We start from the raw sequence: 14214 nt of genomic DNA, 5'->3' as shown, positions 1-14214 counted from the left end.
CGTTCTGCCTACTCCGCCACTCGGGATCGGGCTGCGGCGTCTGCCGCGCCCGTGCCTGCCCTGTTCTTCTCGACCCAACCCTCGATGTTGCGCTGAGGGGCGACGCTCATGGCAAGGGAGCCGGCAGGGACATCCTTGCGGACGACAGCGCCGGCACCTGTCTTGGCGCCGGCTCCCAGCCTAACGGGCGCGACGAGGGTCGTGTGCGACCCGGTGTGCACCTCGTCTTCGACGATCGTTCGGTGCTTGTTCACGTCGTCGTAGTTCGCCGTGATCGTGCTGGCGCCGAGGTTGACGCCTCGACCGATGGTCGCATCGCCGACGTACGACAGGTGCGGGACCTTGCTGCCTTCGCCGATCTCGGCGTTCTTCGTCTCGACGTAAGCGCCGATCTTGCCGCGGGCCCCGAGGACGGTGCCGGGGCGCAGGAACGAGAAGGGGCCGACGGTGGCCTCGGCGCCGATGACCGCGAGCGTGGCATCGGTGCGGCGGACGATCGCGTCTTCACCGACCTCGCAGTCGACGAGGGTCGTGTCGGGGCCGATGATGGCACCTTCGGCGATCGTCGTGGCGCGCAGGATATGGGTGTTCGGGAGGATCGTGACGTCGGGCGCCAGGGTGGCGTCGTCGTCGATCCAGGTCGTCGCCGGGTCGATCACGGTGACGCCCTCGAGCTGCCAGCGCCGCACGATCCGGCGGTTGAGCAGACGACCGACCTCGGCGAGCTGAGCGCGATCGTTGACGCCGTAGGTGACCGTGACGTCGGAGACGACGGATGCCGCCACACGGCTGCCGTCGCGGCGGAGCAGCCCCGGAACGTCGGTCAGGTACATCTCGCCCTGTGCGTTGTCCACGCCGACGGACGGCAGGTACTTGCGCAGCGTCGCGACCCGGAACACGTACATGCCCGCGTTGATCTCGCTGACGGAGGCCTCTTCTGCCGTGGCGTCCTTCTGCTCGACCACTCGGTCGACACCGCCGTCTGCGTCGCGGATGACGCGGCCGTAGCCGGTCGGGTCGTCGACGACGGCGGTCATGAGTGTCGCTTCGGCGTCCGCCTCGCGGTGCGCATCGAGGAACGAGCGCAGCGTGTCGGCATCCGCGAGCGGGCAGTCTCCAGAGAGTACGAGGACGTCGCCGTCGAAGTCCGCGGGGAGCGCATCGACCGCGACCTGCACCGCTCGGCCCGTGCCGGGAACCTCGTCCTGGTCGATGAAGACGGCATCCGGGTAGTCCTCGGCGAGGGCGGCGACCACCTGGTCGCGCTCGTGCCGCACGACGACCTCGACGTGGTCGGCCTCGAGGCGACCGGCCGTCGTCAGGACGTGCCCCACCAGTGGGCGCCCGCCGATCGGGTGCAGCACCTTCGGCAGGCGCGAGCGCATGCGGGTTCCCTGGCCTGCGGCGAGGATGATGATCGCGAGATTGTTCCCAGTCATGCTCCGCCGCCAGGACTCGAACCTAGACCTAACAGCTCCAAAGGCTGTCGTGCTGCCATTACACCACGGCGGACCGCTGCTCCCGAGGGAGCCGCGGGTCAAGTCTGCCACGTCCGCCTGCGTGCTACCGGCGATAATGGACGGATGACTGAGGCGGATGAGGTTGATCGGATCGTCGGCGCCTGGAACACCCAACGACCCGACCTCGACTTCTCACCCCTCGAGGTGCTGTCGCGGATGGATCGCCTGACCCGGCTGCTCGACCGCGCTCGTCGCGACGTGTTCCGCCGGAGCGATCTGGAGGCCTGGGAGTGGGACGTGCTGTCGGCGCTGCGCCGCGCCGGGGCGCCCTTCCAGCTCTCCCCCAAGCAGCTCCTCCAGCAGACGCTGGTGTCGAGCGGCACCATGACCAATCGCATCGATCGTCTCGTCGGGCGTCGTTTCGTGCGGCGCGAGGGCGACCCTGCTGACGGCCGCAGCGTGCTCGTGACGCTCACGGATGATGGGCGGATCCGGGTGGATGCCGCGATCACGCGTCTGGTCGACGTCGAGGACGACCTGCTGCGGGCCCTGTCGCGCGGTGACCGCGATCGCCTGGCTGCGCTGCTGCGCAAGCTGAGCCTCAGTTTCGACGCGTGAGGAACTGACGACATGGCGATGCTCTCCCCTCTTCCCGTGCGCGACGGCGTCGGCGCCACGCGCCTGCACGTTCCGATGAGCGGCGACTGGCCGACGGTGGGCGCCTACATGATCGACCGCTTCTTCCACCTCGACCCCGAAGGTCTGCTCAGCCGCTTCGACCGCGGCGAGATCGTGGCCCGCGACGGCACTCCCCTGGCGCGGGACACGCCGCTGGGCGTCGAGGAGTTCATCTGGTACTACCGCGATCCTCCCGTCGAGACGCGCCTGCCGGTCGAGATCGAGGTCATCCATCAGGACGACGACCTGGTGGTCATCGACAAGCCGCACTTCCTCCCGACGATCCCCGGCGGGAAGTTCCTGCAGAACTCCGCGCTGATCCGCCTCCGCAACCTGCTCGGCAACGACGAGCTCGCACCGATCCACCGACTCGATCGGGCGACCGCCGGGGTGCTGATGTTCTCGGCGCGTCCGGCCACGAGAGGCCCGTACCAGCTGCTGTTCGAGACCCGACAGGTGCAGAAGGTCTATGAGGCGGTCTCCGCCCGTCCGGCCGACTGGGAGGCGGCGCGATTCCCCCTCGTCTACCGCAATCACATCGTGAAGCTGCGCAACGAGCTGAAGGTCCAGGTCGACGACGAACGCGAGCCCAACGCCGAGACGCTGATCGAGGTGCTCGGTGCCGACGAGCGCGTCGTGCACACGCTGCTTCGCCCGCACAGCGGCAAGATGCATCAGCTGCGGGTGCACCTCGCCGCTCTCGGCCTCGGCATCCTGAATGACCCGTTCTATCCCGAGCTGCGCGGCGAGCGGCCGGATGACTTCGATCACCCCATGCAGCTGCTCGCGCGCGAACTGCACTTCATCGATCCGCTGAGCGGCGCGCCGAGGGTGTTCTCCACGACGCGCACGCTGCAGGAGGCTCCGGTCAGCGGCGCATGATCTTGCGCGCTAGCCGCGTGCCGAGCATCTGCACGAGGTGCACGAACACCACGATCAGAACGATCGCCGCCCACATCACGAGCGGCTCGAACTGACGGAAGCCGTAGATCTGCGCGAACGCTCCGAGACCGCCGCCGCCGATGAGACCGGCCATCGCCGTCATGTCGATGAGCGCGACGACGATGAATGTGTAACCGAGGATGAGCGGTCCGAGGGATTCGGGGATCGCCACGGTGAACAGGATGCGCCAGGGGCCGGCGCCCATCGCGCGGGCGGCCTCGATGACCCCGGGCGAGACCGAGACGAGGTGCTGCTCGACGATGCGGCCGATCGCGAAGGCCGCGGCGAGACCGATGATGAACGCTCCGGCAGTGGTGCCGATCCCGGTGCCGACGACGACGCGGGCGAACGGCTGCGCGACCGCCATGAAGATCACGAACGGGATCGGGCGGAAGAAGTTCACCGCGAGGTTCGCGACCACGGAGACAGGTCGGTTCTGGGCGAGCCCGCCGGGGCGGGTGACGTAGAGGATGACACCGATCGCGAGACCGAGGATGCCGCCGAGCACGAGCGCGAACGACGTCATGTAGAGGGTCTCGAGCGCGGCCTTCCAGAATTCGGGCCACAGTTCGTTCAGACGGTCCATCAGCGCGCCTCCTCTCCGGCGATCTCGGTGACTTCGACGCGCTGCGAGATCTCCCCGAGGGTGCGGTCGATCACGGCGCTCTCGCCGCGGATCGCGAGCGTGAGGTGGCCGAAGGCCCGCCCGCGGATGTCGTTGATCCCGCCGTACACGAGCTCGAAGTCGAGCCCCGCCCCGGCGAGGTCGAGGAACACCTGCGCCTGCGACGAGTCGCCGTCGCGGAACGAGAACGTGACGAGGCGGCCTCGGTGGCGCTCGCGCAGCACACCGAGCTCGGACGGCGAGGGGATGCCCTTCACGACCGTGCCGACGAAGCGCTGCGACGCGGGGTTCTGCGGAGCGGAGAAGACGTCGAAGACATCGCCCTGCTCGATCACGCGACCGTTCTCCATGACCGCGACCTTGGTGGCGATCGTCTGGATGACGTCCATCTCGTGTGTGATCACGACGATCGTGACGCCCTGCTCCCGATTGACCCGTTTGAGCAGATCCAGCACCTCGTGCGTGGTCTGCGGGTCGAGGGCGCTGGTGGCCTCGTCGGCGAGCAGGATGGCGGGGCCCGTGGCCAGGGCGCGGGCGATGCCGACGCGCTGCTTCTGACCGCCGGAGAGCTGCTCGGGATACGCCTTGGCCTTGTCGGCGAGGCCGACGAAGGTGAGGAGCTCGGAGACCCGCGTCTCGATGTCGGCCTTCGACCAGCCGGCGAGCTTGAGCGGGTATGCGATGTTCGCCTTGACGCTGCGCGAGGCGAACAGGTTGAACTGCTGGAAGATCATGCCGATCCCCCCGCGGACCTTGCGCAGCTCGCTCTCCCGGAGAGAGGTGATGTCCACGTCGTCGACCGTGATGGTGCCGCTGGTCGCCGGTTCGAGGGCGTTGATCAGCCGCACAAGAGTCGACTTGCCCGCACCGGAGTATCCGATGATGCCGAAGACATCGCCCTTCTCGATCGAGAGGGTGACGTCGTCGACGGCCACGACCTCGGCGTCTTCACGGGTGCGGGAGGGGTAGGTCTTCGAGACGTTCGTCAGGGTGACGATCGGCATGTGGTGCTCCGGTCTGCTTCGGGAACGAAGAATCGGGTGACGCACGAAGCGCCACCCGATTCTCCCTCATCGGACGGGGGTGTTCTGCACCCGGTCGTCCTACTTCTTGGCCTCGGTGTCCTCCTGGACCTTCTTCAGCGAGGCGACGAGATCCTTGGCGGGGGTCTGCAGCGGCACCGCAGTGTCACCCGAGGACTCGATCAGACCTGCCTGCACGTCTTCGTTCGTCTGGAAGATCTCGACGAGCTTGAGGTACGTCTCGTTGTCGGCGTCCTCGGCGCGCGACGCGAAGATGTTCACGTACGGCAGCGCGTTCGGGTCCTCCGGGTCGTCCTGCGCGATCGCGTCGTCGAAGGTCAGGCCGGAGTCCTCCACGAAGTCGTTGTTGATGATTGCCGCGGCGACATCCGGCAGCGACGTCGGGATCAGGGCGGCCTCGAGGGCGGTGACCTTCACCTTGGACTTGTCGGTGTCGACATCGGCGAGGTCGGAGAAGATCGTTCCGCCGCTCTTGAGCTCGATGAGACCGGCCGACTGCAGCACGAGGAGTGCGCGCGCCTGGTTCGAGGCATCATCCGGAACGGCGACGGTCTCGCCCTCGGGGATGCTGTCGACGTCGTCGTACTTCTTCGAGTACAGGCCCAGCGGGTAGATCGCGGTCGAGCCGATCGGCGTCAGGTCGGAGCCCGAGGCGCTGTTGTACTCGGCCAGGTACACGATGTGCTGGAACTGGTTGAGGTCGATCTCTCCCTCGGTCAGTGCGGGGTTCGGCTGCTCGTACGAGCCGAAGTCGACGAGCTCGACCGTGATGCCCTCGTCAGCGGCTGCCTCGACGAAAGGAGCCCACTGCGCGTCTCCCTTGCCGACGACCCCGATCTTGACGGTCTCGTTCTCGGAGTCACCGCCGCCTGCGCCGGCGTCGGATGATGCGGTGGCGCAGCCTGCGAGTGCGACGAAGAGCGGGACCGCGGCGAGCGCGGCGATGACGGATGTGGTCCGACGGGATGCTGTGATGGACATGAGTGTTCGGGTTCCTCTCTTGGGGGACTCGAATACGTTAGGCAGGGCGACGCAGTGCGCGACAATCGAGCGTCACAGAGCGTCACAGCTCTCAGTCGTAGTCCTCGATGCCCTGCAGCCTGACCTGCTCCAGGTCGAGTCGCGCCGAGATGCGACGCACGACGAGGTCGTCCACGGTGCCGTCCCTGCGCAGTCCGAGCAGCACCTCCCGCTTGCGGTCGAGGAGGGCGAGCTTGAGACGCGTGTGCTCCTCATGGCGCAGCAGCGGCGAGCGCTGCATGACGTCGACGTCGACCGACGTCGCGAGCATCTGCAGGGTCCTCACCTCGCCCTCTGTGCCGTCGTCATCGTCGGCGATGCGCGTTGCATCGGGCATCCGCACCGTCGTCGGCGCAGCATCCGCTCCTGAGTCCCCCGTCTCGGGTATCGAGCCGCGGCCGAGGGGATCCGGCTCGTCGAGCATCACATCGAGCGCCTGCGCCTCGGCGTCGACGATGGCCTGTTCGCGGGCCAGGGCGCGCGCGTTCGAGAACTCGAGCATCTGATAGCCCTCGGCCCGCACCTTGTCGCGGATCTCCTGTCCGACGCCGTGCTCGACGGCGAGGTCATCGAGGGCTGCGAGTGCCGCGCCCGAGATGGTGCGCTCGGCCAGCTCGTACTCCTCGTCTTCGGCGTGGTCGACCGGGAATCGGGCCCAGCGCACGATGGCCGGAAGGAGCGGCCCCTGCACGAGCAGGCTGAGCAGGATCACCCCGGCGGTGACGAAGACGATCTCGTCACGCCCCGCGATCTCGCCTTCGGTCGCACTGGCGGCAGGCACGGACAGCGCGATCGCGAGCGAGACCGCACCTCGCATGCCTGCGACGGTCGACACCGCCATCGAACGCGCCCGCGCACCGCGCGACGGGCGCGCGGGGTTGCGTCGCTGGAACGGGGCGTTCATCACCTGGAAGAGATAGCGCACGACGAGCAGCGTCATCCACACGGCCAGCGTGATCAGCACCAGACGGCCGATCGCCGCGGCCGAGATCTCGTGCGCGACGAACTGCACCTCGAGCCCGATCAGGACGAAGAGCGCGCCGTTGAGCAGGAAGACCCCGAAGGGCCAGGCCGCCGCGACCTGACGTCGAGACGAGGCGGTCGTCACCCGAGGCGACACATAGGCGACGATCAGGCCGGCGACCACGACGGCGAGGACGCCGGACGCGTGCACGATCTCGGCCAGCAGGAACGCCGAGAACGGGATCAGCAGAAGTGTGACGTTGATGACGATCGTCGAGGAGGTGCGACGCAGCAGCAGGTATCCGAGCGCGGCGACCACGACACCGGCGGCGATGCCTCCGATGTACGAGGTGAGCACCGACATGGTCACCGACAGCGGCGTCACGTTGCCGCCGAGGGCCAGCGAGATGGCGATCGCGTAGAGCACCAGGGCGGTGCCGTCGTTCGTCAGGCTCTCCGCCTTGAGCTTCATGAACATGCGCGTCGGCAGCAGGCGTCCGAGGGCGGCGACGGCCGTGGCATCCGGTGGGGCGACGGCAGCGCCGAGAATCAGGGCGGTCTCCCACGGCATCCCGAACAGCAGTCCGATGCCGGCGACGGCGAAGGCGGATGCCACGACGAGCAGCGTGCTCATCGGCAGGATGTAGCGGAAGTCGCGGCGGATCGACCGCAGCGAGGTGGTCAGGCTCTCCCAGAACAGCATCACCGGGAGGAACAGCAGCAGCACGGTCTCGGGCGGCAGCTGGATCTCGCGCAGCTGCGGCACGAAGCCGAGCAGCAGGCCCAGGATGACGAGCACGAGCGGCAGTGCGAGCCGCACACGCGGCGCCAGCATCGTGCCAACGAGGATCGTGAGTCCGATCAGGACGGTGACCTCGAGTCCTTCCATCTGAACCTCCCGGGTACCGCAGGATCAAGCTGTGCGATCCCAGATGGCATCGAACCCCGCCCAGAGCACAGCGCATCGCACTGCCACCGTATTCCCGCTACGGCCGAATGGCGAGACCCCGAATCAGTCGAGTTCCTCGGTCAGCTCGAACCAGCGGAGTTCGAGCTGCTCGATCTCGGCCTGCTGATCGCTGATCGCCTTCATCTTGTCGCCGAGGCCCGCGAAGTCCGACTGGTCGTGTTCCGCGAGAGCGGACTTCGCCTTGTCGACCTGCTGGGTGAGCTTCTGGATGCGGCGCTCGAGCGAAGAGACCTCTTTCTGCGCCGAACGCAGGGCGGCGCCGTCGAGGCTGGAGGCCTTCTTCTCGGTGTTGACGGCAGTCTGAGACTTGCCGGGCGCCGAGGTCTGCAGCTGACGCAGCCGCAGGTATTCGTCGACGCCGCCGGGCAGATGCCGAAGGTGGCCGTCGAGGATCGCGAACTGCTGGTCGGTCACGCGCTCGAGGAAATACCGGTCATGGCTGACGACCAGCAGGGTTCCCGACCACGAGTCCAGGAGATCCTCGATGGCCGCGAGCATGTCGGTGTCGAGATCGTTGGTCGGCTCGTCGAGGATCAGCACGTTGGGCTGGTCGAGGAGCACGAGCAGCAGCTGCAGTCGCCGCTGCTGGCCTCCCGAGAGATCCTTCACGGGGGTAGAAAGCTGGGCGGAGTCGAAGCCGAGCCGCTCGAGCAGCTGCCCGGGCGTGAGCTCCTGCGCCTTCGAGCCCGAGCCCATCGTGTACGAGGTGCGCAGCCGCGAGATCACGACTCGCACCGGCTCGCGCCGCACATCTTCGAGTTCGTCGAGGCGCTGGGTGAGCGTCTTGACCTTCACGGTCGAGCCGCGCTTCACGCGGCCGACGGTCGGCTCGACGGTGCCGGCGATGAGGCCCAGCAGCGTCGACTTGCCGGCGCCGTTGACGCCGAGGATGCCGGTGCGCTCCCCCGGCGCGATGCGCCATTCGACGTCACGCAGCACCTCTCGCGTGCCGCCGTCGACGGTCGGATAGGTGACTCCCACGTCGAGCAGGTCGACGACGTCCTTGCCCAGGCGCGACACCGCGAGCGACTGCAGAGAGATCTTGTCGCGGATCTCGGGCACGTCGGCGATGAGCTCGTTGGCGGCGTCGATGCGGAACTTCGGCTTCGCGGTGCGAGCAGGGGCGCCTCGGCGCAGCCACGCGAGCTCCTTCTTCGCGAGGTTCTGTCGCTTGGCCTCGGTGGCAGCCGACATCCGGTCGCGTTCGACGCGCTGCAGAATGTATGCCGCGTACCCGCCCTCGAAGGGCTCGACGATGCGGTCGTGCACCTCCCAGGTCTCGGTCGAGATCTCGTCGAGGAACCATCGGTCGTGAGTCACGACCATGAGCGCTCCGGAGTTCGGGCTCCACCTCTTCTTGAGGTGCCCGGCCAACCAGGTGATGGCTTCGACGTCGAGATGGTTGGTGGGCTCATCGAGCGCGATCACGTCCCAGTCGCCCGTCAGCAGCTTGGCGAGCGAGACGCGACGACGCTGACCACCGCTGAGAGAGCCGATCTCGGCATCCCACGGCAGATCCTTCAGCAGTCCCTCGATGACGTCACGGATGCGGGGGTCGCCCGCCCACTCGTATTCCGGGGTGTCTCCGACGACCGCGGCGCTGATCGTGAGGTCGTCGCTGAGGGTGTCGGCCTGGTCGAGGACGCCGATGGTCGTTCCGCCGCGCACCGTGACGCGGCCCGAGCTCGGCTCCTTGAGGCCTGCCAGCATCCCCAGGAGGCTCGACTTGCCGTCGCCGTTGCGGCCGACGATGCCGATGCGGTCACCTTCTTCGATGCCGAGGGTCACGGAGTCGAAGACGACCCTCGTCGGATATTCGAGATGAAGGGCTTCTGCCCCGAGAAGATGTGCCATATCACTCCCCAGGGTAGTCGGGCACGCTGGGTGAGCCGGTCAGCTGAGCGCTGCGGTGACAGCGGGAGCATGGCGCGCCTCCATCTCGGCATCCCACACTCCCAGGAGTTGGAAGGTCGCGATGCGGAACACAAGGGCGCGGATGATGTGCTGGCGCCCGTCTGCTCTCTCGTCTGCGAGCCTCAGCATGTCCGCCGGTGCGAGACGATGCCAGCACGCGGCATCGGCCAACACGATCGCGTCGGCGAAGCCGACCGGACGCCAGTAGGGAGCCCAGTCGATGATCACCGGGGGCTGCCCCCGTTCGAACATCACGTTGCCGAGAAGATCGCCGTGGATGATCTGGGCCGGGGCGGCGACAGGCCTGAAGGCGTCAGCGAGTCGCCGGAGTGCGTCGCCGGGCGGCAGGTCCTCTTCTTGCCAGGCGATCCTGTCCGACCGCGCCCAGGGGTCGCGTGCGGCATCGAGGAAGTCCGGACGATCGAGGTCTGCGACGGCTCGATGGAACGCGGCGGCGGTGGCGAGCACGTCGGCCACGCGGGTCTCATCCGTGTGACCGGGCAGCCACTCCCAGGCCTCCCAGCCGGCGATCGTCCACGCTCCGGATGCCGACGGGATCGGGCGCGGCGTGCGGAATGCCGAGGTGTGCGGCAGATGCGCGAGGACGTTCGCCTTCCACAGCGTCTCGCCGTCTCCGGCCGAGGGGCGCAGGACTGTGTCGGCCGCGCGCCAGGTGAGACCGCGGCCTCCGGGGAGGTTCCGGAGGTCCTCGTGATCCGCGGCGGGGATCCCGAAGTCCGCGAGCACCGCGTTCGAGGGTGGCATCGCGGTCGTCATGATCCGAGGCTATGACAGCGGGTGCGGTGGCGGTGGGCCGAAGAGTTCGGGGAGGGACGCGGTGAATGCGTCGAAGTGGCTGTACCAGATGGTGTGCGCGGCCCCGGGGATCCTGCGGACGTCAGCAACGTTCGCCGCGAATCTGCGGGCATCGTCGTCACTGACCCACGCGCTCGGTTCTGCGCGCACGACGATCGAGCCGGCTTCGGGAAGCCAGGAATGATCCGAGTCGCAGGAGATGGATGCTGTCGTCGCCGGGTCGAAGCGTGCGGCGGCGCGGGCCTCCACCTCGGCATCCTGCGCGGAGTAGAAGGGGCGGGACGCGAGCAGATCCTCCGGAGACAGGCGCGCTCTGCGGTCGCGCGCATACTGCGCCGTGAGAGCCGCGCGGTCGTGACCTCCGGTCAGGGAGAGCGCCGCGTCGACATAGACAGACAGATCGGGCTGCAGCATCTCGGCCGCCGCGGCGAGGACCGTCGCTCCGTAGGAGTGGCCGATGGCTGCGAGCGGGTGCCCCGCGCCGAGATGCCTGGCCGTCTCGACCACGGAGGCCGCTGCCTGCTCGATCGTGAGCTGCGGGTCGCGCTCCGACAGGCCGTGACCGGGCAGATCGAGAGCGATCACGCGGTGGCCGTTGGCTGTGAGCGGCGGGATCAGGCGCCACCAGCTCTCGGACGACCCCATCATTCCGTGCAGCAGGAGCACCGTGCCTGGGCCTGTTCCGGTGTCGATCGCGTGGAGGAGCATCCCGTCAGTGTTGCACGCTTCCGTTACTCTTCCGTGATCATATCCAGATCGGAATGTTTCGTATTTATCTTCGAATGTCGGTGGTCTCTGATCTACTTGTGACATGACAGCACTGCTCGACGCGACGGACGCACAGATGGCGACACTCGCCGATCTCGTCGACGCGCTGCAGGTCGCGGAGGCGACGCTGAGCAGCATGAGCGCCGCACGCGACGGGCTGCTGGCCATCGCTGGACGACTGGCGGTGGACATCGCCAAGCAGGGCGATCACCCCGACAGAGGCGACCACTCTCTTCGCACCGTGGCTGCCGAGATCGGTGCAGTGCAGCGCGTCAGCGATCGCACGATCGAGCGGCGGATGGCGGCCGCAGAGCTGCTGGTCGACCAGTTTCCGGCGGTCTGGGCGGCGCAGGGGGCTGGGCGGATCAGCCCGGCTCATTCTCGGGTGATCGTCGACGCGGGGTCGGGCATCGAGTCGCCCAGCGATCGTGAGAAGTACTCCGCGGTCATCCTCCCGATCGCCGAGGCGGAGTCGCCCAACCGTCTGCGTGCGTTGGCCCGGCGAGTAGCCGAGCGGTTCGCTTCGACGACCGTGTCGGAGAGACACCGTCGAGCGAGGTCGCAGCGGCGCGTCTGGGTGACGGACGGCGACGACGGAATGGCGGCTCTGCACGCGCACGCGCCCGCCGCGCTCGTGCACGGCATGTTCGACCGTCTCTCGCAGATGGCGCACACACTGCGCGACGAGAACCTTCGCGCGAAGCGACAGGCAGCTCGCGACGGCAGCGAGTTCGAGCCGGATGATCGGACGGTCGATGAGATCCGTGCCGATCTGCTCGCCGATCTCGTGCTCAGCGGACAGCCGACCGGTCACGACAGCGAAGACGGGCTGCTCGGTGCCATCAGTGCGCGGATCGAGATCACCGTTCCGGTGACGACGCTGATGGATGATGACGCGCACGCCGAGCCTGATGCCGATGCGGCACCGCCGGCCGAACTCGATGGGCGGACCCCGATCGATGTCGACACGGCGCGCAAGATGGCGGGCCAGACGAAGGGGTGGGACCGGGTGCTGACGCATCCGATCAGCGGTCGAGTCCTCGCGGTCGACCGGTATCGACCGAGCCGTCACCTGCGCAGGCATCTGCGTGCGCGTGACCAGCGATGCCGCTTCCCCACCTGCGGAATTGTGGCTCGCAAGTGCGATCTCGACCACAATCATGCCGCCTCGACGGGTGGCGCGACCTGCGAGACGAACCTCGCGTCCTTCTGTCGCCGACATCATGTTCTGAAACACCACTCCCCCTGGCACGTCGAGCAGAAGCCAGGCGGAGTCGTGGAGTGGACGAGTCCCACCGGCCGAACATATGTCGACACTCCTCCTGCACCGAACACGGTGACGTTCACCGTGACGGAGGATGCTGTGCCCGCGCCGTTCTGAGGAAGACCCGGTCGCCGCCTCGCGCTGTGGATAACTGCGACAGCACCTATTGCCCTTTGGCTACGGTGGCGCAGTGCCCTCTCCTCGCTCGCGACCCTTGCCCCCTCCTCGACCGCTGACGACCCGCGCAAGAAGTGTGACTGTCGCGATGATCGCGACCGCTCTGGGGCAGCTGCTCGGGTGCGCACCGGGGCCGGCGCCGGTTCCCACGCCGACGCCCGCCTTCTCCAGCGAGGAAGAGGCGTTCGCGGCGGCGGAAGAGGTGTACCGGGCGTACAACGATGCGCTGAACCAGTCAAGAATCGCGACGGACACACCACCGAATCCACGAATCTACCTAACTGGCCCGGCTCTCGAAAGCGACCTCGAAGCGACGCGATACCTTCAAGCACAGGGCCTCGAAGTTATCGGCGAGGGTACCGTCGCGGGTTTCGACGGTACTGCAGCAGCACTGAACTCTGGCGAGGTCGAGGTCACGGCCAATGTGTGTCTGGACGTCAGCCACACTCAGGTGGTCGATGCGAACGGCGGGGATGTCACCCCGCAAGGTCGTCCGACACGATTGCCTCTGAACGTTGCCTTTGTAGGCTCAGATGGAGCGTTGCTGATCTCAAGCTCGAATCTGATCGAAAGCGACGCATGCTAGTTGTCACCCTGCTCAGCTTGGGACTTGTTCTTCTTCCGCTCAGTCAGCCAGCCACAACCTCCGACTGCAACGGCCAGTGGGCCGCGGCTGGTATGTGTGGACTAGTCGACGGCTCGTCGCTTAGCATCACCGCCACGCAACAGCAGCAGGGAACCGCCCCGAGCACAGACACGCGCCGAACCGACGGCGGCCCATCCGGCCCCGGCACGCCGTCGGGGCCGAGCGATGAGGCGATCGACCTCGCGGCGTGCATGGACGACTCGGGCACCACGCGATGCGCACCCCGCCCGAACCGGCCCGCTGCCCCGGCGACGACCCCGTCCGCACAGGGCACTCCGGCGATCACCATCTCCGACCTCGCGCGGTTCGCTCCGGCATCCGTCCTCGCCACCGCCGAACCCGGAAACGTCGGGATCGCTGGGATGCCGACCAACTTCACCGGTGCTGCGACACCGCAGATCCAAGGCGGCGAGCTGTTCGGCCTGCCACTGCGCGTGCGATTCGTCCCGGCTGCATACGACTACACCTACGGCGACGGAAGCTCGGCGACACTGACAACGCCGGGGCAGACGTGGGAGGCGCTCGCCCAAGCGCAGTTCACACCGACCCCGACCAGCCACGTCTACCGCGAACCCGGCGCGTACCCGGCCCGGGTGGACATCCGATACACCGCGCAGGTGGACCTCGGCGGCGGATGGATCGACGTTCCCGGGCAGCTCACCACCAGTGGCGCCACGCAGGAGATCCGCATCCTCGAAGCCCGCACCGCGCTCGTCGCCCACACCTGCGACGAGAACCCGGCCGGCGTCGGCTGCTGAAGGACGCACCACAGCAGCACGCCAATAAGAAAGACCCCTAGCACCGAAGGTCCGAGCGGCCCTGTTCTGCCAGATGACTGATCGCTCTCTCGTGCGACTCGACGATCTCGAGGAGGTTCGGCCTTCCGAGAGCGAATTCGCCTACGGCGCTCTGCTCCTCGAGAGGCAGC

13 protein-coding genes and 1 tRNA gene are annotated in these 14214 nt (G+C 67.6%); 5 read left to right on the top strand and 9 right to left on the bottom strand.

All coding sequences use genetic code 11. From position 1 onward, the window contains the following. Positions 1 to 8 precede the first annotated feature (8 nt). Both glmU and OB895_RS17575 read right to left on the bottom strand, forming a co-directional pair. Positions 9 to 1439 (bottom strand): bifunctional UDP-N-acetylglucosamine diphosphorylase/glucosamine-1-phosphate N-acetyltransferase GlmU, encoded by a 1431-nt coding sequence (gene glmU, locus OB895_RS17580; protein ID WP_079113219.1) that lies wholly within the window; start codon positions 1437 to 1439, stop codon positions 9 to 11. Position 1440: 1 nt separating this feature from the next. Further along, a tRNA-Gln gene (locus OB895_RS17575) sits at positions 1441 to 1512 on the bottom strand. 71 nt (positions 1513 to 1583) lie between these two features. Between OB895_RS17575 and OB895_RS17570 the strand changes: the two genes are divergently transcribed. Both OB895_RS17570 and OB895_RS17565 read left to right on the top strand, forming a co-directional pair. Next, positions 1584 to 2078, top strand: coding sequence for a MarR family winged helix-turn-helix transcriptional regulator (locus tag OB895_RS17570; protein ID WP_042537429.1), 495 nt, complete (start codon positions 1584 to 1586; stop codon positions 2076 to 2078). Between the two features lie 18 nt (positions 2079 to 2096). After that, complete coding sequence (locus tag OB895_RS17565) at positions 2097 to 3020, top strand: pseudouridine synthase (RefSeq protein ID WP_197065946.1); 924 nt, start codon at positions 2097 to 2099, stop codon at positions 3018 to 3020. Here the strand turns inward: OB895_RS17565 and OB895_RS17560 are convergent. The 7 genes from OB895_RS17560 to OB895_RS17530 all read right to left on the bottom strand — a co-directional run bounded on the left by OB895_RS17560 (position 3007) and on the right by OB895_RS17530 (position 11139). Beyond that, complete coding sequence (locus tag OB895_RS17560) at positions 3007 to 3666, bottom strand: methionine ABC transporter permease (protein WP_042537425.1); 660 nt, start codon at positions 3664 to 3666, stop codon at positions 3007 to 3009. The genes OB895_RS17565 and OB895_RS17560 overlap by 14 nt on opposite strands. After that, entirely contained in the window at positions 3666 to 4709 is a 1044-nt protein-coding gene (locus tag OB895_RS17555; protein WP_042537423.1) for a methionine ABC transporter ATP-binding protein, read from the bottom strand. Before OB895_RS17555 ends, OB895_RS17560 begins: the two co-directional genes overlap by 1 nt. Before the next feature lie 99 nt (positions 4710 to 4808). Then, positions 4809 to 5729, bottom strand: a complete 921-nt coding sequence (locus OB895_RS17550; protein WP_042537421.1) for a MetQ/NlpA family ABC transporter substrate-binding protein — start codon at positions 5727 to 5729, stop codon at positions 4809 to 4811. 91 nt (positions 5730 to 5820) lie between these two features. After that, entirely contained in the window at positions 5821 to 7620 is a 1800-nt protein-coding gene (locus tag OB895_RS17545) for a Na+/H+ antiporter (protein ID WP_079113220.1), read from the bottom strand. Positions 7621 to 7743: 123 nt separating this feature from the next. Beyond that, positions 7744 to 9555: an ABC-F family ATP-binding cassette domain-containing protein gene (locus OB895_RS17540; RefSeq protein WP_042537418.1), complete on the bottom strand. Its 1812-nt coding sequence runs from the start codon at positions 9553 to 9555 to the stop codon at positions 7744 to 7746. A gap of 39 nt (positions 9556 to 9594) precedes the next feature. Further along, a complete protein-coding gene (locus OB895_RS17535) occupies positions 9595 to 10392 on the bottom strand; it encodes a hypothetical protein (RefSeq protein WP_079113221.1) in 798 nt (265 codons plus the stop codon). 9 nt (positions 10393 to 10401) lie between these two features. Next, a complete protein-coding gene (locus OB895_RS17530) occupies positions 10402 to 11139 on the bottom strand; it encodes an alpha/beta fold hydrolase (RefSeq protein ID WP_194285949.1) in 738 nt (245 codons plus the stop codon). 103 nt (positions 11140 to 11242) lie between these two features. On the opposite strand from OB895_RS17530, the gene OB895_RS17525 reads away from it, so the two are divergent. The 3 genes from OB895_RS17525 (at position 11243) to OB895_RS17515 (ending at position 14044) form a co-directional block, all read left to right on the top strand. Next, a complete protein-coding gene (locus OB895_RS17525; RefSeq protein WP_079113223.1) occupies positions 11243 to 12580 on the top strand; it encodes an HNH endonuclease signature motif containing protein in 1338 nt (445 codons plus the stop codon). 148 nt (positions 12581 to 12728) lie between these two features. Next, entirely contained in the window at positions 12729 to 13226 is a 498-nt protein-coding gene (locus OB895_RS17520; protein ID WP_153302229.1) for a hypothetical protein, read from the top strand. 92 nt (positions 13227 to 13318) lie between these two features. Further along, positions 13319 to 14044, top strand: coding sequence for a hypothetical protein (locus OB895_RS17515; RefSeq protein WP_311878454.1), 726 nt, complete (start codon positions 13319 to 13321; stop codon positions 14042 to 14044). Positions 14045 to 14214: the final 170 nt, after the last annotated feature.

Origin of the sequence: Microbacterium forte (genome assembly GCF_031885415.1) — a bacterium.
Lineage (GTDB): Bacteria > Actinomycetota > Actinomycetes > Actinomycetales > Microbacteriaceae > Microbacterium > Microbacterium forte.
This window is presented reverse-complemented; position numbering and strand designations above follow the sequence as displayed.